Origin of the sequence: Novosphingobium sp. AAP93 (genome assembly GCF_001296055.1) — a bacterium.
GTDB lineage: Bacteria > Pseudomonadota > Alphaproteobacteria > Sphingomonadales > Sphingomonadaceae > Novosphingobium.
In genome coordinates this window covers 1-21,816 of sequence record NZ_LJHZ01000118.1, presented here as the reverse complement: position 1 = coordinate 21,816, position 21,816 = coordinate 1, and the positions used below count along the sequence as shown (strand labels likewise).

General features: G+C 65.4%; 22 protein-coding genes and 1 tRNA gene. 9 read left to right on the top strand and 14 right to left on the bottom strand.

Annotated features, from left to right (window positions below):
* Positions 1-7: 7 nt before the first annotated feature.
* The gene (locus IP83_RS17390; protein WP_231625105.1) at positions 8-574 is read right to left on the bottom strand and encodes an RNA polymerase sigma factor; all 567 of its coding nucleotides are present in this window, start codon (positions 572-574) and stop codon (positions 8-10) included.
* Positions 575-1,094: 520 nt separating this feature from the next.
* Here IP83_RS17390 and IP83_RS17385 point away from each other — a divergent pair.
* A complete protein-coding gene (locus IP83_RS17385; protein ID WP_054123503.1) occupies positions 1,095-1,976 on the top strand; it encodes an LOG family protein in 882 nt (293 codons plus the stop codon).
* 6 nt (positions 1,977-1,982) lie between these two features.
* Positions 1,983-2,507 carry a GNAT family N-acetyltransferase gene (locus IP83_RS17380; protein ID WP_054123502.1) on the top strand — a complete coding sequence of 175 codons (525 nt, stop codon included), beginning with the start codon at positions 1,983-1,985 and terminating at the stop codon, positions 2,505-2,507.
* Here the strand turns inward: IP83_RS17380 and thiD are convergent.
* Genes thiD through glmM form a run of 3 tightly spaced genes read right to left on the bottom strand, consistent with a single transcriptional unit; the run spans position 2,471 to position 4,808 of the window.
* Positions 2,471-3,238: a bifunctional hydroxymethylpyrimidine kinase/phosphomethylpyrimidine kinase gene (thiD, locus tag IP83_RS17375; protein ID WP_054123501.1), complete on the bottom strand. Its 768-nt coding sequence runs from the start codon at positions 3,236-3,238 to the stop codon at positions 2,471-2,473. The two genes, IP83_RS17380 and thiD, sit on opposite strands and share 37 nt — an antisense overlap.
* Positions 3,235-3,459, bottom strand: coding sequence for a DUF1272 domain-containing protein (locus IP83_RS17370; protein ID WP_054123500.1), 225 nt, complete (start codon positions 3,457-3,459; stop codon positions 3,235-3,237). The genes thiD and IP83_RS17370 overlap by 4 nt, the downstream gene beginning before the upstream one ends.
* 11 nt (positions 3,460-3,470) lie before the next feature.
* The gene (gene glmM, locus IP83_RS17365; RefSeq protein WP_054123499.1) at positions 3,471-4,808 is read right to left on the bottom strand and encodes a phosphoglucosamine mutase; all 1,338 of its coding nucleotides are present in this window, start codon (positions 4,806-4,808) and stop codon (positions 3,471-3,473) included.
* 79 nt (positions 4,809-4,887) lie between these two features.
* Between glmM and IP83_RS17360 the strand changes: the two genes are divergently transcribed.
* A complete protein-coding gene (locus IP83_RS17360; RefSeq protein ID WP_054123498.1) occupies positions 4,888-6,201 on the top strand; it encodes a dicarboxylate/amino acid:cation symporter in 1,314 nt (437 codons plus the stop codon).
* Here the strand turns inward: IP83_RS17360 and IP83_RS17355 are convergent.
* Both IP83_RS17355 and IP83_RS17350 read right to left on the bottom strand, forming a co-directional pair.
* Entirely contained in the window at positions 6,191-7,339 is a 1,149-nt protein-coding gene (locus IP83_RS17355; RefSeq protein ID WP_054123497.1) for an AI-2E family transporter, read from the bottom strand. The two genes, IP83_RS17360 and IP83_RS17355, sit on opposite strands and share 11 nt — an antisense overlap.
* 67 nt (positions 7,340-7,406) lie before the next feature.
* On the bottom strand, positions 7,407-8,597 hold the full coding sequence (locus IP83_RS17350) for a hypothetical protein (RefSeq protein WP_054123496.1): 1,191 nt from the start codon (positions 8,595-8,597) through the stop codon (positions 7,407-7,409).
* Between the two features lie 118 nt (positions 8,598-8,715).
* On the opposite strand from IP83_RS17350, the gene IP83_RS17345 reads away from it, so the two are divergent.
* A complete protein-coding gene (locus IP83_RS17345; protein ID WP_054123495.1) occupies positions 8,716-9,849 on the top strand; it encodes a fatty acid desaturase in 1,134 nt (377 codons plus the stop codon).
* Here IP83_RS17345 and IP83_RS17340 read toward each other — a convergent pair.
* The 3 genes from IP83_RS17340 to IP83_RS17330 are packed head-to-tail and all read right to left on the bottom strand — an operon-like array spanning position 9,828 to position 11,446.
* Positions 9,828-10,604 (bottom strand): sulfite exporter TauE/SafE family protein, encoded by a 777-nt coding sequence (locus IP83_RS17340; RefSeq protein WP_054123494.1) that lies wholly within the window; start codon positions 10,602-10,604, stop codon positions 9,828-9,830. The genes IP83_RS17345 and IP83_RS17340 overlap by 22 nt on opposite strands.
* Before the next feature lie 4 nt (positions 10,605-10,608).
* Positions 10,609-11,121 (bottom strand): rhodanese-like domain-containing protein, encoded by a 513-nt coding sequence (locus IP83_RS17335; RefSeq protein WP_054123493.1) that lies wholly within the window; start codon positions 11,119-11,121, stop codon positions 10,609-10,611.
* A 4-nt stretch (positions 11,122-11,125) separates the two neighbouring features.
* Positions 11,126-11,446: a helix-turn-helix transcriptional regulator gene (locus tag IP83_RS17330; RefSeq protein WP_054123492.1), complete on the bottom strand. Its 321-nt coding sequence runs from the start codon at positions 11,444-11,446 to the stop codon at positions 11,126-11,128.
* A 69-nt stretch (positions 11,447-11,515) separates the two neighbouring features.
* Here IP83_RS17330 and IP83_RS17325 point away from each other — a divergent pair, with 69 nt between their 5' ends.
* Entirely contained in the window at positions 11,516-12,409 is an 894-nt protein-coding gene (locus tag IP83_RS17325; protein ID WP_054123491.1) for an MBL fold metallo-hydrolase, read from the top strand.
* Here IP83_RS17325 and lptG read toward each other — a convergent pair.
* The 5 genes from lptG to IP83_RS17300 form a co-directional block, all read right to left on the bottom strand.
* A complete protein-coding gene (gene lptG, locus IP83_RS17320; protein ID WP_054123490.1) occupies positions 12,393-13,493 on the bottom strand; it encodes an LPS export ABC transporter permease LptG in 1,101 nt (366 codons plus the stop codon). The genes IP83_RS17325 and lptG overlap by 17 nt on opposite strands.
* On the bottom strand, positions 13,483-14,727 hold the full coding sequence (lptF, locus tag IP83_RS17315) for an LPS export ABC transporter permease LptF (protein WP_054123489.1): 1,245 nt from the start codon (positions 14,725-14,727) through the stop codon (positions 13,483-13,485). Before lptF ends, lptG begins: the two co-directional genes overlap by 11 nt.
* 124 nt (positions 14,728-14,851) lie before the next feature.
* Positions 14,852-15,250 carry an ATP-dependent Clp protease adapter ClpS gene (gene clpS, locus IP83_RS17310; RefSeq protein ID WP_231625108.1) on the bottom strand — a complete coding sequence of 133 codons (399 nt, stop codon included), beginning with the start codon at positions 15,248-15,250 and terminating at the stop codon, positions 14,852-14,854.
* A gap of 206 nt (positions 15,251-15,456) precedes the next feature.
* Entirely contained in the window at positions 15,457-16,272 is an 816-nt protein-coding gene (locus IP83_RS17305) for a phasin family protein (protein WP_054123488.1), read from the bottom strand.
* A gap of 181 nt (positions 16,273-16,453) precedes the next feature.
* Entirely contained in the window at positions 16,454-18,364 is a 1,911-nt protein-coding gene (locus IP83_RS17300) for an alpha/beta hydrolase (protein WP_054123487.1), read from the bottom strand.
* 148 nt (positions 18,365-18,512) lie between these two features.
* On the opposite strand from IP83_RS17300, the gene IP83_RS17295 reads away from it, so the two are divergent.
* The 4 genes from IP83_RS17295 to IP83_RS17280 all read left to right on the top strand — a co-directional run.
* On the top strand, positions 18,513-19,712 hold the full coding sequence (locus tag IP83_RS17295; protein WP_054123486.1) for an LL-diaminopimelate aminotransferase: 1,200 nt from the start codon (positions 18,513-18,515) through the stop codon (positions 19,710-19,712).
* 27 nt (positions 19,713-19,739) lie between these two features.
* The gene (locus IP83_RS17290) at positions 19,740-20,540 is read left to right on the top strand and encodes a crotonase/enoyl-CoA hydratase family protein (RefSeq protein WP_054123485.1); all 801 of its coding nucleotides are present in this window, start codon (positions 19,740-19,742) and stop codon (positions 20,538-20,540) included.
* 77 nt (positions 20,541-20,617) lie between these two features.
* Positions 20,618-20,691, top strand: a tRNA-Cys gene (locus IP83_RS17285).
* Between the two features lie 164 nt (positions 20,692-20,855).
* On the top strand, positions 20,856-21,816 hold a 961-nt coding region (locus tag IP83_RS17280; protein ID WP_156309822.1), incomplete at its 3' end, for an integrase arm-type DNA-binding domain-containing protein.

Below are 21,816 nucleotides of genomic sequence, written 5' to 3'. Positions count from 1 at the left end.
GCCATGGCTATACCACCCGCCGGCTGTCGCCGGTCGTTTCGGGTTCGCGGTCGATCGCATCCCAGCCGCTGCGGATGGCGCGTACGCCGACCCAGACCTGCTTTTCGACCGCCTTCTCGGTGATGCCGAGATGATCGGCGATCTCGCGCTGCGACCAGCCTTCGATCTTGCGCAGCTCGACAATGCGCCGGCAGCGTTCGGGCAGGTCCGCGAGGAGGGCACGCACGCGTTCGGACGCCAAGCGTGTGGCGACCTGCTCTTCGGGTGTGGGCGTGCCAGTATCACGGTAGCTCTCGATCTCGCTGATCGCGTCGAAGGGGGCGATCTGCTGCCGTTTGAGCCTCCGCGCGAGGAGGTTGCGACAGATCGAGAAGAAGTAGGCGTGGGCGCACTCGATGTGATCGACCGTCTCGAGCATGACCACGCGGCAATATGCGTCCTGGACCAGTTCATCGACCACGTCGTGCGCGATCCGCCGCTTCACGAACCAGGCGCGGATGCGCGGTTCGTGCGGCATGATCTCGCGCGCCACCCACTGCGCAAGCGCGCGGCGGCGTTCGAGCGTGGCTCGCAAATCCGGTCCCGTCCCATCCTCCATAAGTTCGTGGAGTTTCTTTCCGTTACTGGCCTAGAGTCAGGACCACGCGATTTCCTTCCGGGGTGCCGCAAAAAAATTCTGCTGTGAAGCCGGGCGTCCACAGAGCTGCGATGGATGCCATGACGAAATGGCCGGCCTGCTTTCGATGCAGGCCGGCCATCCCTCGGGGGAGGGACCGTCAGTCCTGGTTGCGGCGGCACCGCAACCCGGGCTGTCTTTGCGGCCGTGCTGGCCAAACTCCTTGCGCGGTCCTTGCGAACCTCTGCGTATTGCCCCTCAGTCCGTTGAAACTTCTTGTTAGGACCGGGTTGCCAAGCGTGGTGGATTTTTCCCTAAACAGCGTCTTTCGGACCATGGGATCGGCCCGAAAGGCGGCTTTGCTGCGGTGGCGCAATGCCCTTAATATGCCCGGTTCGGGCCATTCTTTGCGGCGCTGAGTGTTAAAGTCGAGGCATCACCCATTGCGCATCGGGGTGGCACTTGCGACATCCCGGACATGACCGAAGAAGAAATCGCCCACGAGCTCACGCGCCGGAAATTCTACAAGGCCGAGCAGGAAGCCGAATTCGTCGAATCGCACGAATGCGTCACTCCGCAGCAGCAGGATCCCGCCTATCGGCTCGCCTTCCGCGACACCGATTTCCTCCTGCGCGAGGAACTGCGCCCGATTCGTTTCCAGCTGGAATTGCTGAAGCCCGAAATGCTGCTGGACGAGGCCGGGATCGGTTCGACGCTGGTAATGTATGGCTCCGCGCGCATCCCCTCGCCGGAGGAGGCGGCCACGGTTCGCGCTGCGGCGACGACGCCGGAGAAGCAGGCGGTGGCCGAGCGGCTGATCGCCAAGTCGCGCTACTACGACGAGGCGCGCGCGCTCGCGCAGATCGCCAGCCGCAGTGCCGTGGTGGAAGATGGCAAGCGCCACTTCGTGATCTGCTCGGGCGGCGGGCCATCGATCATGGAAGCAGCCAATCGCGGCGCGGCGGATGTCGGCGCGGAATCGATCGGGCTCAACATCACCTTGCGGCATGAGCACACGCCCAATGCCTATGTGACGCCGCACCTCTCGTTCCAGTTCCACTATTTCGCGCTGCGCAAGATGCATTTCCTGTTGCGCGCGCGGGCGGTGGCGGCGTTTCCGGGCGGGTTCGGCACGTTCGACGAGCTGTTCGAGCTCCTGACCCTGATCCAGACGGGCAAGATGCAGCCGATCCCGATCCTGCTGTTCGGCGGGGAGTTCTGGAGCCGGGTGGTGAACTTCCAGGCGCTCGCCGAGGAAGGCGTGATTAGCCCGGGCGACCTTGACCTGTTCCATATCGTTGAAACGGCGGAGGAAGCCTGGGGGCATATCACCGCGTTCTACGGGCTGGATCTGAACTGAGCGGTCATGGCCGTTCTCAGGACCGAGCGGCTGCTGCTGAGGCCCGTGCGGGCCGATGATATTGATGCGCTGCATGCGATCATGCGCCAGCCACAGGCGATGGCCTACTGGTCGACGCCGCCGCATAGCACTCTGGCCGAGACTGCCGACTTACTGGATGCCATGATCTCTATCCCGTCCGGCGAGGGCGAGGACTTCGTAATAGAGTTCAAAGGTCGCCTGATCGGGAAGGCGGGGCTCTATCGATTTCCTGACATCGGCTATTTGCTCGATCCCGCATTTTGGGGGCGCGGTCTTGCGACCGAGGCACTGCGGGCGGTCATCTCGCGGGCGTTCGAGGTGCACAGGCTGCCGCGCATTCAGGCCGACGTCGACCCGCGCAACGCTGCATCGCTGCGATTGCTGGCGCGGCTGGGCTTTCGCGAGACCCACCGGCAGGCGCGGACCTGGCTGGTGGGCGGGGAATGGTGCGACAGTGTCTATCTAGCGCTTGATCAGCCTGATTGTTCGGCGGTCCGCACCACAGCATAGTGCCCCATCGGCCCATACCCAGCGCCAAGGCCGGGCGCAGCTAGCAAGGCAGCGCGGACAAACTGACGAGCCTGCGCCACCGCGTCAGCGAGGGACATCCCGCGCGCGAGGTGGGTGGCGATGGCGCTGGATAGCGTGCAGCCGGTGCCGTGGGTATGGCGCGTGTGGATGCGGGGGGCTGTCCAGACGACATCTTCCACGCCGGGGACGGCAAGCCGATCCGTCACGTCCGGCCCTTCGGCATCGCCGCCCTTGCCGAGCCATGCGACGCCGCGGGCCCTGAGCGCTGCCTCGCCGCCGAGTGCCGCGAGTTCGGGAACGTTGGGGGTGGTGAGGGTGGCGAGTGCTATCAGCCGTTCGAACGCGGCGATGGTGGCCGCATCAGCGAGCGCGGCACCGCTGGTGGCGATCATCACCGGGTCGAACACCACCGGGACGGCCAGACGTTCGAGCCGATCAGCAACAACGGCAGCAATCTCGGGCGAGCCGAGCATGCCGATCTTGACCGCATCGACGCCGAGATCGCCGGTGCAGGCATCGATCTGTGCGGCGACCATCGCGGGGCTGGCGGCCTCGACCATCGTGACGCCGCAAGTGTTCTGCGCGGTGAGCGCGGTGACGGCGGTCATCGCATAGCCGCCGAGCATGGTGATGGTCTTGATATCGGCCTGGATGCCTGCGCCACCGCCGGAATCCGAGCCGGCGATAGACAGCACGCGCGGTGGTTTCATCCCTTGAATTTCCGCACCGTGGAGGGCGGATACTTCGCGTGGAGCGCCTTGGCACGGCTGGGGCGGTCCATCAGTTCGCCGCCGCAATTGGGGCAGCGGTCATCGAGCGCTTCGGCGCATTCGGCGCAGAAGGTGCACTCGAACGAGCAGATGAACGCGCCCGGAGCCTCAGCCGGAAGATCGGTGCCGCAGCGTTCGCAATCGGGGCGCATTTCGAGCATGGCGGCTCTCCTCAGGCGGCCTTGCGCACCGCGTCGCAGATCGAATCGACCACTTGCGTCACTTCGCGTGCATCGTCGGCCTCGGCCATGACGCGGATGACGTGTTCGGTGCCCGAGGGGCGGATGACAAGACGGCCGCGCCCGGCAAGCTGCGCCTCGGCAGCGGCGATGGCGGTCTTGACGCTCTCGGCCTCCAGCGGCTTGCCGCCTGCAAAGCGCACGTTCTTGAGGAGCTGCGGGACGGGGTCGAACAGATGCAGTGTTTCGCTCGCGGGCTTGCCCGAGGCGACCAGCGCGGCAAGCACCTGCAGCGCGGCGACCGTGCCATCGCCTGTCGTGCCATGGTCGGTCAGGATCATGTGCCCCGATTGCTCGCCGCCGACGTTGTAGCCGCCCTCGCGCATTTTCTCGAGCACGTAGCGGTCGCCCACGGCGGTGCGCGCGAGTTCGAGGCCGAGGCCATTGAGGTAGCGTTCGAGGCCAAGGTTCGACATGACCGTCGCCACCACGCCGCCGCCGCGCAGCTTGCCCTGCGCATGCAGTCGACCGCCGATCAGCGCCATGATCTGGTCGCCGTCGACCGTCTGGCCTTTCTCGTCGACCACGATCAGCCGGTCCGCATCGCCATCGAGCGCGATGCCGATATCGGCGCGCACTTCGCGCACGCGGGCTTTCAGCGCATCGAGATGAGTCGAGCCGACGCCTGCGTTGATGTTCTTGCCATTGGGTTCGACCCCGATGGCGATCACTTCGGCGCCGAGTTCCCACAGCGCCGAGGGGGCGACATGATAGGCCGCGCCGTTCGCGCAATCGACGACGATGCGCAGACCATCGAGGCGGACGTTGTGGGGGAGCGAACCCTTGACCGCATGGATATAGCGGCCGCGGGCATCCTCGATGCGGCGGGCGCGGCCGACATCGCCGGACTCGGCGAGGGGCAGGTCCTGCTCCAGCATGGCCTCGATGGCGAGCTCGTCCTCGTCCGAAAGCTTGAAGCCATCGGGGCCGAACAGCTTGATCCCGTTGTCCTCGAACGGGTTGTGGCTCGCGGAGATCATCACGCCGACATCGGCGCGCATCTCGCGGGTGAGGAGGGCAACCGCAGGCGTCGGCATCGGCCCGAGCAGCACCACGTCCATGCCGACGCTGGTGAAGCCGGCGGTCATCGCGTTTTCGAGCATGTAGCCCGAAAGGCGCGTGTCCTTGCCGATCACCACGCGGTGGCGATGATCGCCGCGCAGGAAATAGGTGCCGGCGGCCTGCCCGACCTTCATCGCGGTGGCTGCCGTCATGACCCCGGCGTTGGTCCGGCCCCGGATTCCGTCGGTGCCGAAGAATTTGCGTGCCATAGCCTGAAATGAATCCTTGTCCGCTGCGCCGATCGGCGCGGATTGCCATATGTCCCTACACGCTTAATGTCACCGCCCCATGAACGAAGCGATTAACGATACGTCATCAAGGGCGCCGAGCCCCCTGCCCGAGATCACCAAGGTGCCCACCTTGTGGACCTTCATCGGCTTGATCGGCGGCCTTGGCCTTGGCCTGCTCATGGTCATGCGCGCGCCCGGGGCCTTGGCACCGCTGCTCGCGGTGGCGGAGCCTGTGGGTGACATGTGGCTGAGGGCGCTGCGGGCGACGATCATTCCGCTGGTCGTGTCGCTGCTGTTCATGGGCGTGGTGCAGACTGTGGCAGCCGCGCGCGCCGGAGCGATGGCGCGGCGGGCGCTTGGGTGGTTCTACCTGATCCTCGCAGGCGGCTCGGCGATGGCGGGTTTTCTCGTGCCCACGCTGCTCGCGCTGATCCCCAGCCCGCCGGGGGCAATCGAAGCGCTGCGGGCAAGCATCGCTGCGGCCGATGCGAAGGCGGCGGGGCCGCTGCCGGGGGTGGGCGATTTCGTCGCCTCGTTCGTGCCGGCCAATGTGTTTGCCGCCGCGGCCAATGACCAGATCCTGCCGCTGCTCCTCTTTACCGCGATCTTCGCCGTCGCGGCGGCGCGGCTTGCCAATCGCCAGCGCGAGAGCCTGCTGACCTTCTTCGAGGCCGTGGGCGGGGCAACGCTGGTGGTGGTCGGCTGGATCCTGTGGGTCGCGCCTGCAGGCGTTTTCGCACTGAGCTTTGCAGTCGCGGCGCATACCGGTGCTGCGGCCATCGGTGCGCTGGCGCACTATGTGCTGATCGTGACGCTGACGGGGACCGTGATGTTCCTCTCGGCCTATCCCATCGCGGTGCTGTTCGGGCGCCAGCCGCTGGGTGCCTTCGCCCGCGCGGTGATTCCGGCGCAGGCGCTGGCGCTTTCGACGCAATCCTCGCTCGCCTCGCTGCCGGCCATGCTGGGCGCCTGCCGCCAGCTGGGCATCCGCGACCGCGCGGCCGAGTTCACCCTGCCGCTGGCGGTCGCGCTGTTTCGCGGAACCGGCCCGGCGATGAACTTCGCGGTGGCGCTCTACCTCGCGCACTGGCTCGGGGTGCCGGTCGATGGCTGGCACATGGTGGCGGGCTTCGCGGTCGCCTCGGTGATGAGCTTCGGCGCGGTGAGCCTCCCCGGCGCGATCAGCCTCGTCACCTCATGCGGGCCGATCGCGCTGGCGATGGGCGTGCCGGTGGGGCCGTTGGCGCTGTTGGTCGCGGTGGAAGTGTTGCCTGATCTGATGCGCACGCTGGGCAACGTGACGCTCGATGTCGCGGTGACGGCCGTGATCGACGCGATGCCGGGGCTGGACGAGGAAAAGGCTAGCGAGTGACCACTTGTGCGGGCCGGAACAGCGGCTCTCCCAGCAGGAAGCCGATGACGTTGGGGCGCCCCAGATTGTCGAGCATCGCCTCGATGATCAGCAGGATCGGCACCGAAAGTAGCGCGCCGGGCACGCCCCAGATCCATGAGAAATAGCTGATCGCGACCAGGATCGAGACCGGGCTGACGGTGAGCCGCGCGCCGAGGATCGCGGGGGTCACGAAGTTCGCCTCGATCGCGTGGAGGGCGAGGAAGGCAAACACCGGCACGATACCCACGGCCATCGAACTCGCCGTGCCGAGACCGACGAGCCCGAGCAGCGCCATCATCGCCAGCGGGCCAAGGTAGGGCAGGAAGTTGAACACGAAGGCGAGGCCGCCCCACATGATCGGTGCGCTGAGCCCGAAGGCATAGGCTCCGCAGGCGACGATCACGCCGACGCCGAGGTTGATCAGCGCGACCGTGAGCAGATAGCCCGCCACCCGGTCCTGCACGTCGCGCATCACGCGGGCGATGCGGACCGAGGCGTTGACGCTTTCGCCATCGCGAGCGAGGCGGCGGCGGACGCGCAGGCGCGTCTCGATCATGAAGAAGGTCATCAGCATGGTGACCAGCGTCTCCAGCACGAGGCTGGGCGTTGCGAAGGCGACCTGCTCGATGACCGAAGGGCTGGCGAGCACCACCTCGCGCGGGCTGTGGCCCAAGAGGCGCGCGAGCTGGCGGTTGAAATCGTTGATCCACGCGAGGTTGCCGCGCAGCTCCGCAAACCGGCGGCTGACCACGGTGAGCATGTCCGGCACCTGATCGACCATGGCGAAGGCCGGCTGCAGGATCAGCGCGAGCGCGAGGACGATCACCCCGGCCATCGTCAGCATCGCGAAGAGCGCGGCCAGCATGTCTGGCAGGCCGAGGCGGCACATGCGGTCAGCCAGCGGGGCGAGGATGATCGTGATGACGACGGCGGTGACCGGGGGCAGGAACACCACCGAACCGATCGAGAGCACGAAGGGCAGCGCGAGGAACAGGCCCGCCATCAGCAGCAGCACGATGGCCGATTGCAGCCGCGCGCGCGTATCGCCCACCCATTCGTCGGGCAGGCGGGGCAGGGCGGTACCAGCGTCCAGTTCCGGATCGGGCATGTCGGCCATATGTTCGTCTTGTGGACCCCGCGTGTGGCCGGATCAAGGCGGGTGGATACGCGTTAACGCATATGTCCTAGCCGGCCAATTCCTTCCCGTAGATCACGTATTCCTTGTTGACCTTGCTCTCGATGGCATCGGCGATGGCGACCATCCCCTGGTTGTCATCGAGGATCCAGCCGATCTCGCCGCGGCTGGCGCCGTAGTTCGCGACCGAATTGCGGCGGATGTACTCGATCATCATGAAGGCCAGCTGACTGGCGAGGCGCGAGGCCTGCAGACGCTTGCGCACGCCCATCAGCGGCACGCGCATGGTGCGCACGCGGGGCTTTCTGAGCCACAGGAGGAGCTTGGCCCAATTGAACGGGAACAGCGAGCCGCCCATGGGTTTCAGCACTTCGTTGAGGTCCGGCAGCGTCATCATGAAGGCCACCGGCTCGCCGTCGTACTCGGCGATCATGATGAGGTCTTCGCGCACGATCGGTTTGAACTTCTTGCCCGCGTAGGCGATCTCGGTGTCGGTGAAGGGGACGAAGCCCCAGTTGTCCGACCAGGCATCGTTGAGGATGTCGAGGATCAGCTTGGCTTCGGAATCGAACTTGCTCTTGTCCACGCCGCGGATGCGGATGCGCGGGTTCTTCTCGCCCGAGGCGACGATGCGCTGGATCAGCGGCGGGAACTCCTTGCTGATATCGAGCTCGTAGGTGAGCAGCGACTTGGCCGGGGTGTAGCCCATGCCCTCGATATAGGCGGGATAGCGCTTGCTCTGGTGGCCCATCATGACGGTCGGCGACTGTTCGAATCCGCGCACGAGCTGGCCCGGTTCCTCCCAGATCGACATCGAGATCGGCGCGAGCACGCGGGTCATGCCCTTTTCGCGCAGCCAGTCCTCGGCGCGGGCGATCAGGGCCTTGGCGACGGCTTCGTCTTCCGCTTCGAGCAGGCCCCAGTTGCCGGTGCCGGGGCCCATGCCCTGCACCGGGTCCATCGCGACGGCGAGGTGGTCGATATGCGCGGAGATGCGGCCCACGATCGTGCCGCCGCCCGCTCCATTGCGGCGCGCGAGAAACAGCTGGACGTCGGCGTGTTCGAAGAACGGGTTCTTGCCCGGGGTGACGAGTTCGACCGCTTCCATGTGCAGCGGCGGCACCCAGGCTGGATCATTCGCGTTGATGCGATAGGCATAGTCCACAAAGGCAGTCCGGTCGGCCTTGCTGGAAACCGGGGTGATGACTACTTCGCCGCTAGTGTCTGGAGTTCCGGCCACGATCTTGCCTTTGTTTGGAAGTATTGCAGAAAAATGCAGGGCTTGCCTGCGTTGGCCCGGGCCGGATTGTCAAGCCGAACGCAGCACTAGAACTCTCGGGTCAATCAGGAAACGTCGCATGCTTGCCTCTCCCCAGCTCAATCCGGCGCTCGAAACGGCTCCGCAGCCTCCGGCCGCCGCGCCGGAAGCCGCTGCGATCCTCGCGCGCACGCCGGACGACAAGGCGATGCTGCGCGCGGCGGTCGAGCTGACGCGCGATCTGGGCGAGGCGAAGCCGTCGATCTTCTGGCCGGACATGCTGGCCTCGGCGCTGACGGGTTATGCCGCGCTGGCCGGGGCGATCCTTTCGACCAACATGTGGGTCGCAGTGGCCTGCGGGGTGGTCTCGGCACTGGCGTTCTACCGCGCGCTGCTGTTCATCCACGAGCTTTCGCATATCCACCGCAACGCGCTGCCGGGCTTCCGCTTCGTATGGAATGTCCTGGTCGGCATTCCGATGCTCACGCCCTCGTTCATGTATGAGGGTGTCCATCCGCTGCACCATGCGCGCACGCGCTACGGCACGGCGGAAGACCCGGAATACCTCCCGCTCGCGCTGATGAAGCCGTGGTCGTTGCCGGTGTTCCTGCTGACCGCGATCTTGCTGCCCGTTGCCTTGCTGGTGCGCTGCGCGGTGCTGACGCCGCTGGGCGTGATCGTGCCGCCCCTGCGCGAGCTGGTGTGGGAGCGGGCTTCGGCGCTTGCGATCAACCCTTCGTTCAAGCGCCGTCTGCCCGAGGGTGAGTTCGCACGAATGGTGTTCTGGCAGGAACTGGGCGCGACGGCCTGGGCGTGGTTCCTGCTCGGCTGGTCGGCCATGCACGGCTGGCGGCCGCTGCTGATCGGCATTGCGGTGATCGCACTCGGCGCCGTGCTCAATCAGGCGCGCACGCTTGTTGCCCACCTTTGGGAGAATGAGGGCGAGACGATGACGGTGACCGGGCAGTACCTCGATTCGGTCAACGTGCCGCCGCCGGGCTGGGTGACGGTGCTCTGGGCCCCGGTCGGCCTGCGCTATCACGCGCTGCACCACTTGCTGCCGAGCGTGCCCTATCACGCGCTGGGTGAGGCGCACCGGCGGCTGACGGCCGATCTGGGTGCAGGTTCGACCTACCAGAAGTCGAGCTATGCCGGATTGTTTCCTCTGCTCGGGCGGCTGGTGCGCAGCACGATGGGGCAGCGTTCCGGGGCTCAGCGCCCCAGCGCGACGTAGACGCCGACGGCGATCACCAGCACGGCGAAGGCTTTCTCCACAAGGCCGCGATGCGACGCAAGCGCTGCGGTGCCCTTGATCCCGAGCGCCGCGCCGACTGCGCCGCCGATGGCGAGCACGCCGACCAGCGGCCAATCGACATAGCCGGAGAGCGCGTAAGACGTTGCCGTCGTCGTCCCCAGCGCTGCGACGATCACCAGCGAGGTGCCCGAGGCGAAGCGCATCGGCATCGCGGTCGCGGCGATCAGGCCGGGGACGATGAGGAAGCCGCCGCCGATTCCGAAAAACCCTGCAAGCAGGCCCGTGCCGAGGCCGATGGGGATCAGGCGCGGGAGCAGCCGCCCGGCGCTGGCGGCGTTGAGTTCCACGTCGGCGCGCTCTTCGCCCCGGCGGGGGCGCAGCATCGCGAGGCCGACGACGACCATCAGCAGGCCGAACAGCATGAGCAACCGCTTGCCATCAAGTGCTTTGCCCAATTCGGCACCGAGCGTGGCACCGAACACGCCGGCGAGGGCGAAGACTCCGGCGCAGCGCCACTTGACCGTCCCGGCGCGGGCATGTCCGGCGAGGCCGACCAGCGCATTGAGCGTGACGGCTACCGCGCTGGTCCCTACCGCTGCGTGCGCCGAGGACACGCCGACCATGTAGACCAGCAGCGGCGTCATCAGAATCGATCCCCCCGCCCCAAGCCCGGCGAGGATCAGCCCGATCACCGCACCCGAGCCCAAAGCGGCGAGGATCATCGCCAGCGGCATGGCGTCAGGCCGCCGATTTCCGGTTCCACGGCATCGCTGCCAGCAGCTTGGCCATGCCGCACCATCCCGTTGTGCCCGCGAACATCAGGCCCGCGCCGACAAAGGCGGAAAGGCCGAAGAAGGCAGGTTGGAACAGCACGCCCAGCACCACCCCCAGCACAACGAGCGCACCGGCTGTGATCTGGACCTGACGCATGATTTCCAGCGGTGCCTTGCGGTTCTCCGCAAGGGGCAGGCCTGCTGCGCGCCATGCATCGAGGCCGCCTTCAAGGAGGTAGGCCGGACAATCGCTGGCCGCACCAAGCCGGGAGGCGTTGGCGGATGTGCGCATGCCGCTGCGGCAGTGATAGACTACTGCCGGAGCATCGCCGACGCGGCCCAGCGCGTCGATCGGGCGGTTCTCGGAGCCGGGAATGCGGACGCGATCAAACTCATCAGGCGAGCGGATGTCGATCAGCCGCGCGCCGCCGGCCATCAACCGGCGTGTTTCGGCAGGGGAGATCAGGGGCAGTGTCATGGCCTTATTCCTCGGTACAATAGAGCTGGTAGAGCGTGGCGAGCAGCGCCTCGATCCGCGCGTCGGCGATCCGGTAGCGCAGCACTTGCGCGTCGCGCGTGAAGGCGACGAGGCCTTCCTCGCGCAGGCGGGCGAGGTGCTGCGAGAGCGCCGATTGCGAGAGCCCGATGCGCTCGGCGATGTCCCCCACCTTCATTTCGCCCGCCTCGACCAGCGAACACAGCACCATCAGCCGGTGCGGGTTCGCCAGCTCGCGCAGGATGGACGCGACCGCAGTGGCGTTTGCTTCGAACGTGGCATGATCGAGGGGAGGGTGGATCTGCATGGATCCTATATATCAGCACTTGCTAATTTAGCAATACCTAATATAAAGGGTGCCCGAAAGGACCCGACCATGGACTCAAAGCCCGAGATTCTCGCCTTCTTCGATGAGCCGACCTTCACCGTGACCTACCTTGTTGCCGATCCGGCCACCGGCGCGGCGGCGGTGATCGATCCGGTGCTCGACTATGATCAGGCCTCGGCGCGGATCGGTGCCGCATCGGTGGAGGCGCTGCTGGCGGCGGCGGCCGAGCGCGGCTGGAGGATCGAGATGGTGCTCGAAACGCACGCGCATGCCGATCACCTCAGCGGCGCGAAACTGATCGCCGCGCGCACCGGCGCATGGATCGGGATTGGCGCATTGATCACCCAAGTGCAGGCAACCTTTGTGCCGATGTTCGGGGCAGATGACGTTCTGCCGGAGGGGCGCGATTTTGACCACTTGCTCCATGACGACGAGGTTCTGCCGCTCGGCAATCTGGCCTTCACCGTGATGCATACCCCGGGGCATACGGCAGCCTGCATCAGCTTCCGCATTGCCGACGCGGTCTTCGTTGGCGACACCGTGTTCATGCCCGATTACGGCACCGCGCGGACCGATTTTCCGGGCGGCAATGCCTCTGCGCTCTATGCCTCGATCCGGCGGATACTTTCACTTCCGGACGAGACGCGGCTGTTCCTTTGCCACGACTACAAGGGGCCGGGCCGGTCCGAGTTTGCATGGGAAACGACCGTCGGCGAGCAGCGCCGCACCAATGTGCAGGCGCACGACGGGATCGACGAGGCCACTTTCGTCGCACAGCGTCAGGCACGCGATGCCACACTCGCGCCGCCGCGCCTCCTGTTGCCGTCGATCCAGGTGAACATCCGCGGCGGGCGTTTGCCGCCGGCCGATGCGCAGGGCTTGCGCGCACTGCGGCTGCCGCTGCGCGCGGGCGACGAGGGTGCGGCTACTCTTCTGTCCTGACCAGCACCGTCTCGCCGATCAGCAAGAACAAGAAGAACGGCGCCCACGCGGCGAGCAGCGGCGGGTAGCCGCCGAAGTTGCCCATCGCCAGCGCGGCGTTGTCGACCACGAAGTAGGCAAATCCGAGCGCCATGCCGATCACCGCGCGGACGAACAGCATGCCCGAGCGCGCAAGGCCGAACGCGGCGACCGCGCCGAGCAGCGGCATGAGCAGCGCCGAAAGCGGGCCGGAAAGCTTGTGCCACCATTTGCCTTCGAGTTCGCTGGTGCGATAGCCCGCGCTGCGGATGGCCGCGATGGAGTTCGACAGCTGGCCGATCGATTCCCCATCTGCGTCGGCCTTGCGGATCACCACTTGTGCGGGATCGACGCTTTTCGCGAAGACCTGATCGGCACTGTAGGTGATGCGCCGTGCGCTCTGCACGTCGAAGCCGGTCGGCTTGGTGAAGTGCCAGCCGGGCCGTGCGTAAGTCGCTTCGGGCGAGCGCACGATCTCCACCACGGCGCTGGACCGGTCGCGGCGGTACCAGCTGACATCGGTCATGCGCGTGGCGGCGCCTTGCCCGGTGACCGCACGCGCGAAGAGAACGTTGTTGCCATCCTGCAGCCACACGTTGCTTTTCACCGCACTGTCGCGTGGAATCGCCTTGTACTCGGCCGCCTGCCACGCCTTGAGCGTCGCGGAGGAGCGTACCACGACGCGCTCGTTGAAGGCGAAAGTGACGAGCGAAGTCAGCGCGGCGACGAGGAACAGCGGCGCCAGCACCTGATGCGCGGAGAGGCCGGCGGCTTTCAGCGCGATGACCTCGCTGTTCTGGTTGAGTGTCATCAATGTGATGATCGTTGCCAGCAGCACCGAATAGGGCAGGAACCGGCTGATCAGCTGCGGCACGCGCAAGGAGGCGTAGGTCAGCAGCTGGCCCTGCCCATTGCCCGGCGCGGCGAGGATCTTGCCGCTTTCGCTCAGGAGATCGAGCATCTGCAACACGAGCACGAGCATCAGCAGCACGGCGATGATCCGCACCGCGAACATGCGACCGATGTAAAGCGTGATCGTGCGCGAGGGGAAGAAATCAAGCTGCATCGATCGCTCCTGCTGCGTCGATGCCGACATTCCTGGCGCGCGGCTGGCGCGCGGCGAACAGCTTCATCACCGAGCGCGCGATCTTGGCAAAGCCGGTCTCCAGCGCGCCGATCGGCTGGCCGCCGGGGACATAGGCAAGGCGCCAGTACATCGAGACAATCAGCGCGGCGAAGAGGACGAACGGCCCCCACAGCGCCAATGTCGGATCGACCCGGCCAAGGCTGGAGACGTCCTGCCCGTATTCGTTGACCTTGTGGTAGGCGACCACCATCACGATCGAGACGAACACGCCGAGTGCCGAACTCGAGCGCTTGGGCGGCACCGCCAGCGCGACGGCCAGCAGCGGCAGCAGAAACATCATCGCCACCTCGACCAGTCGGTAGTTGAGGTTGGCGATGCTCTGCGCGCGCGCCAGCTTGCTTGAATCCTTGCTCCAGCCGATGCGCAGCAGTTCGGGAAGAAAGTACTCGCGGTCCCGTTCGCCGCGGCTGCGGAACTGCTCGATCTTCGGAAGGTCGATCGGCAGGTCATGCGTCGCGAACGTCAGCACGCGCGGCGAGGTGATGCCCGGGCCGTCCTGCACGATCTGGCCTTCGGAAAGGCGCAGGATCACAGTATCCGGGTTTTCCTTGTTGGCGAAGAACTGTCCCTCGCGCGCGGAGATCACGAGGACCTGCCCGTCCTTGGCGGCGATGCGCGCGAAGATGCCGCGCAGGTCGCGCCCTTCGTCGCGGCTCGCATCGACGCGCAGCGCAGTGCGGTCCTGCAGCGTGTTGAACTCGCCCACCTTGATAGAGGCTCCCAGCGCGCCGGAGCGCAGATCGAACTGGAGTTGCTCGTAGTAATAGCGCGAGAGCGGCTGGAGATAGCCGACAATAAGGAGGTTGAGCGCGGCGAGGACCACGGTGAACAGGTAGGGTACGCGCAGCAAGCGGGTGTAGGAGAGGCCCACCGCGCGCATCACGTCGAGCTCTGACGAGGTGGCGAGGCGGCGGAAGGCGAGCAGGATGCCCAGCATCAGCCCCAGCGGAATCGCCAGGCTGGCGTATTCGGGCAGGAGGTTGGCCAGCATCTTGAACACGACGCTGACCGGTCCGCCTTCGGTCGCCACGAAGTCGAACAGCTTGAGCATCTTGTCGAGCACGAGCAGCGATGCCGCGATCACGAAAACCGCGCACATCGGCACGAACACGAGCCGGGCGATGTACCTGTCTGTGGCGGTGAGAAAGGGCAAGGGCGGGGCGGCTCGCTGGGACCGAATGAACAGTTCCGGTTAGCCCGGTTCAGGGACGGGCGGAAGGCGGAAACACCGAGGTCCCAACGCATTTTGTCGACGCAAAAGGGCGATCAGACGCGAATCAGGCCTTCTCCAGCGTGCACTGCAGCGGATGCTGGTTCTGCCGGGCGAAATCCATCACCTGGTTCACCTTGGTTTCGGCGATCTCGTAGGGGAATATCCCGCAGACGCCGACGCCCTTCTGGTGGACATGGAGCATGACCCGCGTCGCCTGCTCGAGATCCATGTGGAAGAAGCGCTTCAAGACCATCACAACAAATTCCATCGGCGTGTAATCGTCGTTCAGCATCAGCACCTTGAACATGCTGGGCTTCTTGGGCCGCGTGCGCGTTTTGGTCGCGATGCCGACCTGATCGTCACCACCGCCACCGGGGCCCTTGGTTTCGTCGTCGGCGGCGCGCACGGGGATACGCACCGTCGAAGCGGCAGTGCCTTCGGGGGCGCCGGGGTTGGATTTCATGGTCATGGCGTAGGAGGAATATCGCATCGCACGCCGCTGCGTACAAGAGGCGGGTAAACACTTGACCTCAAAGTCCAGCATCGAGGCCGCATTTCTGCTGCCAGCAACGACACGGCAGATACGACAACGGGCCGGAGGTAAATCCCGTCCGACCCGCTTTCGTGTTCAGGCCCGGCCAGCGCGGTTGCGCGGGCCGGAAGTGCCGATCAGGCGGCCTGCTTCATCTTTTCGACCGCGAGGCTGACGCGGTTCGAGATCGGCTGGAACGCTTCGCTGGCGAGCTTGAGCATCGCTTCGCTGTTCTTCGAGGTCGCGGCGACCGCGGCGTCGAACTGCTTGCGCAGCAGGGCGTTCTGCTTTTCGAAGAACTCGGCCGGCGACTTGACGGCAGCGAGTTCCTTGATTTCGGCCTGCATCGTCTCGACCACGGTCTTGGTCTCGGCGGCGTAGCCCTTGGTCATTTCCTGCAGGCCCGCAGCAAGGATCTTGGTCGATTCGACGACGGCTTCGACGTTGCCCTTGGTGAAGGCGCCCATATCGCCCAGCGCAGCCTGGCTCTTTTCGAGCGCGGCCTTGGCCTTCTCGGCGGCTTCCTTCATCGCGGTCTGGATGGTCTCGGTCATTTCGGTGGTGGCGGCGTTCATGGTGAAGTCCTTCTGCTTGGCGACCGCGCTCTTCACGGAGACGGTCTCGTTCTTGTGGGTCTTGGGCGTGCTGGTCTTCGCGGTGGGCTTCGGTACAGACTTGACCGTGGTTACAGTCAGCTTTGCCGGAGCCTTCCGAACCGGCTTTGCAGCCGGAGCTACCGGCGCATCCGCAGTCGCATCGAGAACAGGCGCGGCGACCTTGCGGGGACGACCGGGCTTGCCCTTGAGTTTGGGAGCTGGTGTGGCTGCGGGGGCCGGGGCGGCTTCCGCAGCAAGCTCTTCCGACTGCGCGGGCAGCTCGGCCGGGGCGATCTCAGCCTCGACAGCCGGCGCCGCAATTGCTGCGTCTGCGATGTCCTTGACTTCGTCTTCCATAACCTGACTACTCCTGCATCGGACACGCTCCATTAACATAATCCAACGAGTTGGATGCGCAGTGGACCGTGTTGCAGTGCACAAAATAGGCAGGTGGCGGGGTCAGGTCAAGGACTTTTGTGCACTGCACCATGAAGAGAAGTGCCCAGATTGGCGGCGTTTCGACCGTTTCTGGCAGAATTCAGCGGGTCTTGACGTAGCGACCGGGTGCATCCTCGATCACCGCATCGCCGCGCCCGCCCGGCACGCGCTTGCCCTTGGCGGGAATCATGGCGCCATCCGACTCGCGAATCCACGCAATCCAGTCGGGCCACCAGCTGCCCTTGGTCTCGCGCGCACCCGCCACGAACTCGGCGAGCGTGGTGGCTGGACCATCATTGCGCCAATACTGGTACTTGTGCGCGTCCGGCGGATTGACCACCCCGGCGATATGGCCTGACCCCGCGAGCAGGAACCGCCAGGGACCGGACAGCAGCCGCGTGAGCTTCCACACGCTCTCGGCGGGCGCGATATGGTCCTCCCGCCCGGCCTGGATGTAGCAGGGCGTGGCGATCAGCCTGAGGTCGATCGGTGTGCCGTCGATTTCCAGCGAGTCCGGCATGACCAGCCGGTTGTCGCGATAGAGATCTTCGAGATAGGCCTTGTGCCACTTGGCCGGCAGGTTGGTGGTATCGCCGTTCCAGTGGAGCAGGTCGAAGGCCGGATAGTCCTCGCCCAGCAAGTAGTTGCTGACGACGTAGTTCCAGATGAGGTCCGTCCCGCGCAGCAGGTTGAACGTTGCGGCCATGTAGCGCCCGTCGAGATAGCCGTCGGTGGCAAGGCCCTCGAGCATCTTGATCTGGCTGTCATCGATGAACGACTTGAGATCGCCCGCCTTTTCGAAATCGACCTGCGCGGTGAAGAAGGTGGCCGAGCGCACCGTGTCCGCCTCGCCGCGCCGCGCCATCAGCGCGAGGGTTGCGGCGAGGGTGGTGCCCGCGACGCAATAGCCGATCGCGTGGACCTGCGGTACGTCCAGCCGCTCGCGGACCACGTCGATGGCTTCGACTTGCGCCAACACATAGTCGTCCCAGACGATGTCGGCCAGCGAGGCATCGGCCGATTTCCACGAGACGATGAACACCGTCAGCCCCTGCTCGACCGCCCAGCGGATGAAGCTTTTCTTGGGGTTCAAATCGAGGATGTAGAAGCGGTTGATCCACGGCGGGAAGATCAGCAGCGGCACCGCCAGCACGTCGGGGGTCGCGGGGCTGTACTGGATCAGCTGGTAGAGCGGGGTCTCGTAGACCACCTTGCCCGGGGTGATCGCGATATTGCGTCCAAGCTCGAAAGCTTCGGGATCGGTGTGGGTGAGTTGGCCCTTGCGGATGTCGGCGAGCAGGTGCTCGGCGCCCTTGACGAGGTTCTCGCCGTGGGTCTCCAGCGTGCGCTCGATCACGATGGGATTGGTCATCGGGAAATTCGCCGGGCTCAGCGCATCGACCACCATCTTCGTGAAGAACTGCACCTGATGCTGGCGCTCGGGCGGCAGGCCCTTCACCTCGGCGGCCATGGCGGTGAGCTTTTCGGCGAGCAGCAGGTAGGTCTGGTGGAGCAGCGCGAACCACGGCTGATCGGCCCAGCGCGGATCGGCAAAACGGCGGTCCTTGCGCGGCAGCGGCGCATCCTCCGGCTGCTTCGTGCCCGGTCCGATGCCGTAGCGGCCGAGCACCTGCGTCCACAGTTCGAGCCCATCCTCCCACAGCTTGGCCTGCGTCTCGGCCTGCGAGATCGGCAACGCGGCGTACCAGTCGGTGAACATGGCGGTCCAGCGGGCGGGATCGGCCATGCGCGCCATCATGGGCTCGACCTGTCCCGCCTGTTCGGCGCCGAAATCGAGCCACATTTTCTGCAACTTTGCGGCGGACATCGCCCAGTGCTGCATTCCGGCGGGATCGGACGCCAGATTGGGCAGGGGGGTAGAAGCAGTGGGCAGGAACGGCGCGAACAGGGCCTGCACTGCCTCACCCTGCTGGCGCATCAGATCCTCGATCACGCCAGCATCCATCGGCGTATCGAGCGGATTTTCCGGCGGCGTTGCGGCGTCAGCCATAGTGGTCCCAGTCCCAGTTGCGCTTGGGGGTCCTATAGCGCCGATTCGGGCGCTTGTGATCCCTTCCGGTTCCCAGAGGCTTGCGATTGTCGTAAGGTGCATGCTGGCCGGGTGCTTTTGCCGGGCCAAAGGAGTGCGAGAAACCACCGTGACCGAAGAATTCTACCGCATGAAGCGCCTGCCGCCCTACGTCATCGCCGAAGTGAACGCGATGCGGGCCGCCGCTCGCGCCCGCGGGCAGGACATCATCGATCTCGGCATGGGCAACCCCGATCTCCCGCCGCCTGCGCATGTCATCGATAAGCTCTGCGAAGTGGCGATGAAGCCCGATGCGCACGGCTATTCGGCGTCCAAGGGCATTCCCGGCGTGCGCAAGGCGCAGGCCAATTATTATGCCCGCCGCTTCAATGTGGAACTCGATCCCGAGAGCGAAGTGGTGATGACCATGGGTTCGAAGGAAGGGCTCGCCAGCCTCGCCACCGCGATCACCGCGCCCGGCGATGTGGTGCTGGCGCCCAACCCGAGCTATCCGATCCACACCTTCGGCTTCATCATCGCCGGGGCGACGATCCGTTCAGTGCCGACGACGCCCGACGAACGCTACTGGGAATCGCTCGACCGCGCGATGCGCTACAGCGTGCCGCGTCCCTCGGTGGTCATCGTCAACTACCCTTCGAACCCGACGGCGGAGACGGTCGATCTCTCGTTCTACGAGCGCCTCGTCGCGTGGGCGAAGGAGAACAAGGTCTGGGTGCTGTCCGACCTTGCCTACTCCGAGCTCTATTTCGACGGCAACCCGACGCGATCGATCCTCGAAGTGCCGGGTGCGAAGGATGTCGCGGTCGAATTCACCTCGATGTCCAAGACGTTCTCGATGGCGGGCTGGCGCGTGGGCTTTGCGGTGGGCAACAAGCAGCTGATCGCGGCGCTGACCCGCGTGAAGTCCTACCTCGATTACGGCGCGTTCACCCCGATCCAGGCGGCGACATGTGCCGCGCTCAATGGCCCGCAAGACATCGTCGAGCAGAACCGCCTGCTGTATCAAAAGCGCCGCGACGTGATGGTCGAGGCGTTCGGCCGTGCCGGGTGGGAAATCCCGAGCCCGCGCGCCTCGATGTTCGCCTGGGCGCCGCTGCCGCCGGCGCTGCGCGAGATGGGCAGCCTCGAGTTTTCCAAGCAGCTGCTCACCCACGCCGAAGTCGCGGTCGCGCCCGGCGTCGGCTATGGCGAGGACGGCGAGGGCTATGTCCGCATTGCCATGGTCGAGAACGAACAGCGCCTGCGCCAGGCCGCGCGCAATATCCGCCGTTACTTGACCAGCATGGGCGTCAACGCCAGCGCAGCATAACAACGACAAAACCGGAGCAGGACCACAATGAAGTTCCACGATCGCGTCAGCGTCACTATCGAAGACCACGTCGCTTATGTCCTGCTCGACCGGGCGGACAAGATGAACGCGCTCGACGATGCGATGTTCGAGGGGATCGTGGCGGCGGGGAGCCATCTGCACACCGCCAAGGGCGTGCGCAGCGTGGTCCTTTCCGGCGCGGGGCGGTCGTTCTGCGCCGGGCTCGATCTTTCGAGCATGGGCAACACGGATCGGTGGGGCAGCGGCGGCAGCCTCACCGACCGCACCCACGGCAATGCCAACCGCGCGCAGCAGGCGGCGATGGTCTGGCGCAAGCTGCCGATGCCGGTGATCGCGGCAGTTCACGGCGTGTGCTTCGGCGGTGGGCTTCAGGTCATGAGCGGGGCCGATATCCGCATCGTGGCTCCCGATGCCCGTCTGGCCGTGATGGAAGTGAAGTGGGGCCTCGTGCCCGACATGGGCGGCTATGCGCTGTGGCGCGGCAATGTGCGCGACGATGTGCTGCGCGAGCTGACGTACACCCACCGCGAGTTCAACGGCACCGAGGCCGCGGCTCTCGGCTTTGCCACCCATGCCGATGCCGATCCGCTCGGCCGCGCGATGGCCTTGGCGAAGGAGATCGCCAGCAAGAGCCCGCATGCCGTGCGCGGCGCCAAGCTGCTCACCAACCGCACCGTCTATATGGACGAGGACGCGATCCTCATGGCCGAGAGCGTCGCGCAGCACGAACTCATGTATTCGCGCAACCAGATCGAGGCGGTGAAGGCCGGAATGGAGAAGCGCGTCGCCGATTTCGTCGATCCCTGAAGGGGAGGGCGCAAGAATCCCGTTGCGGCTCCGGCGAGGCTCGGCTAACCGCGCCGTTCCACGCTGATGCGCATCGAGGCCCGATGGCGGAGTGGTTACGCACCGGACTGCAAATCCGTTTACGCCGGTTCGATTCCGGCTCGGGCCTCCATTTCACCATTTGAAGACGTCCGATAACGTCCAGTAAATGGCTGTTTTACGCCACTTTTTCTGATATAGTTCTCCGCATCAGTGCGGGTCGATCCGACCGCATCCGGGACCATTGATGGTACAGGTGATGGATCACAGCCCGATGCTGGACGTGGAGGTCCATCAATGTCGGAAGGTGTAAAACGCAAATCTGGGCTGACCGCCAACGCCGTGAAGCATGCCAAGCCTAGGCCGAAGGCGTACAAGCTGTCCGACCGCGATGGACTTTACCTGCTCGTGATGCCCACCGGCATCCGATACTGGCGGATGAACTACCGTTTCGGTGGACAGCAGCGCACGCTGTCGTTCGGACGCTGGCCGGAAATACTGCTCGGGGATGCGCGCGAAATGCTGCTCGAGGCCCGCAGATTGCTGGCAAAGGGCATTGATCCACTGGAGCAAGCCAAACTCGAAAAGATCGCCAAGTCGATCGCTGCAAGCAACAGCTTCCAGGCCGTGGCGGAGGAGTGGCTTGAAAAGATCGAGAAGGAAGGCTTGGCCGCAATTACGCTCAAAAAGGCGAGGTGGCTGCTTGCGCAGACCTATCCGGCATTGGGGAAGCGCCCCATCTCAGAGATCACCGCACACGAGCTTCTGCTTGTCCTCAAGAAAGTCGAAGGCACCAAGCGGTATGACACCGCGAACCGCATCCGCAGCACCTGCAGCCAGGTTTTCCGATATGCCATCGCCACAGCCCGGGCCAATCGGGACGTCTGTGCGGACTTGCGCGGCGCGCTAGTCACCCCGCGCACCAATCACCGGGCCGCCATCACAACGCCCACGGAGGCCAGCGGACTCCTTCGTGCAATCGAGGACTACGATGGTCACCCTTTGACGCAGATTGCACTTCGGCTTCTGCCGCACCTGTTCGTCCGTCCCGGCGAACTGCGCTGGGCGGAATGGAGTGAGTTTGATTTCGACAAACGTGTCTGGACCATACCGGACCACAAGATGAAGATGCGCCGCCCTCACGCCGTGCCCCTTTCACTGCAGGCAATGTCGATCATCGAGGAGATCGAGCACGATGCCGGTGACCTGCCACGGGACTTTCATCCAGCTCTGATTAGAGCCTCGACGGTTGTGGTTA

Excerpts from the sequence above, each read along its gene's own strand:
- IP83_RS17355 (WP_054123497.1), bottom strand. The coding sequence starts at position 7,339 with ATGGCCGACATGCCCGATCCGGAACTGGACGCTGGTACCGCCCTGCCC.
- IP83_RS17300 (WP_054123487.1), bottom strand. The coding sequence starts at position 18,364 with ATGGCTGACGCCGCAACGCCGCCGGAAAATCCGCTCGATACGCCGATG.
- IP83_RS17340 (WP_054123494.1), bottom strand. The coding sequence starts at position 10,604 with ATGCCGCTGGCGATGATCCTCGCCGCTTTGGGCTCGGGTGCGGTGATC.
- IP83_RS17360 (WP_054123498.1), top strand. The coding sequence starts at position 4,888 with ATGAACGAAGCGATTAACGATACGTCATCAAGGGCGCCGAGCCCCCTG.
- glmM (WP_054123499.1), bottom strand. The coding sequence starts at position 4,808 with ATGGCACGCAAATTCTTCGGCACCGACGGAATCCGGGGCCGGACCAAC.
- IP83_RS17380 (WP_054123502.1), top strand. The coding sequence starts at position 1,983 with ATGGCCGTTCTCAGGACCGAGCGGCTGCTGCTGAGGCCCGTGCGGGCC.
- IP83_RS17305 (WP_054123488.1), bottom strand. The coding sequence starts at position 16,272 with ATGGAAGACGAAGTCAAGGACATCGCAGACGCAGCAATTGCGGCGCCG.
- IP83_RS17385 (WP_054123503.1), top strand. The coding sequence starts at position 1,095 with ATGACCGAAGAAGAAATCGCCCACGAGCTCACGCGCCGGAAATTCTAC.
- IP83_RS17370 (WP_054123500.1), bottom strand. The coding sequence starts at position 3,459 with ATGCTCGAAATGCGCCCCGATTGCGAACGCTGCGGCACCGATCTTCCG.
- IP83_RS17325 (WP_054123491.1), top strand. The coding sequence starts at position 11,516 with ATGGACTCAAAGCCCGAGATTCTCGCCTTCTTCGATGAGCCGACCTTC.
- lptG (WP_054123490.1), bottom strand. The coding sequence starts at position 13,493 with ATGCAGCTTGATTTCTTCCCCTCGCGCACGATCACGCTTTACATCGGT.
- IP83_RS17335 (WP_054123493.1), bottom strand. The coding sequence starts at position 11,121 with ATGACACTGCCCCTGATCTCCCCTGCCGAAACACGCCGGTTGATGGCC.
- thiD (WP_054123501.1), bottom strand. The coding sequence starts at position 3,238 with ATGAAACCACCGCGCGTGCTGTCTATCGCCGGCTCGGATTCCGGCGGT.
- clpS (WP_231625108.1), bottom strand. The coding sequence starts at position 15,250 with ATGAAATCCAACCCCGGCGCCCCCGAAGGCACTGCCGCTTCGACGGTG.
- IP83_RS17330 (WP_054123492.1), bottom strand. The coding sequence starts at position 11,446 with ATGCAGATCCACCCTCCCCTCGATCATGCCACGTTCGAAGCAAACGCC.
- IP83_RS17345 (WP_054123495.1), top strand. The coding sequence starts at position 8,716 with ATGCTTGCCTCTCCCCAGCTCAATCCGGCGCTCGAAACGGCTCCGCAG.
- IP83_RS17290 (WP_054123485.1), top strand. The coding sequence starts at position 19,740 with ATGAAGTTCCACGATCGCGTCAGCGTCACTATCGAAGACCACGTCGCT.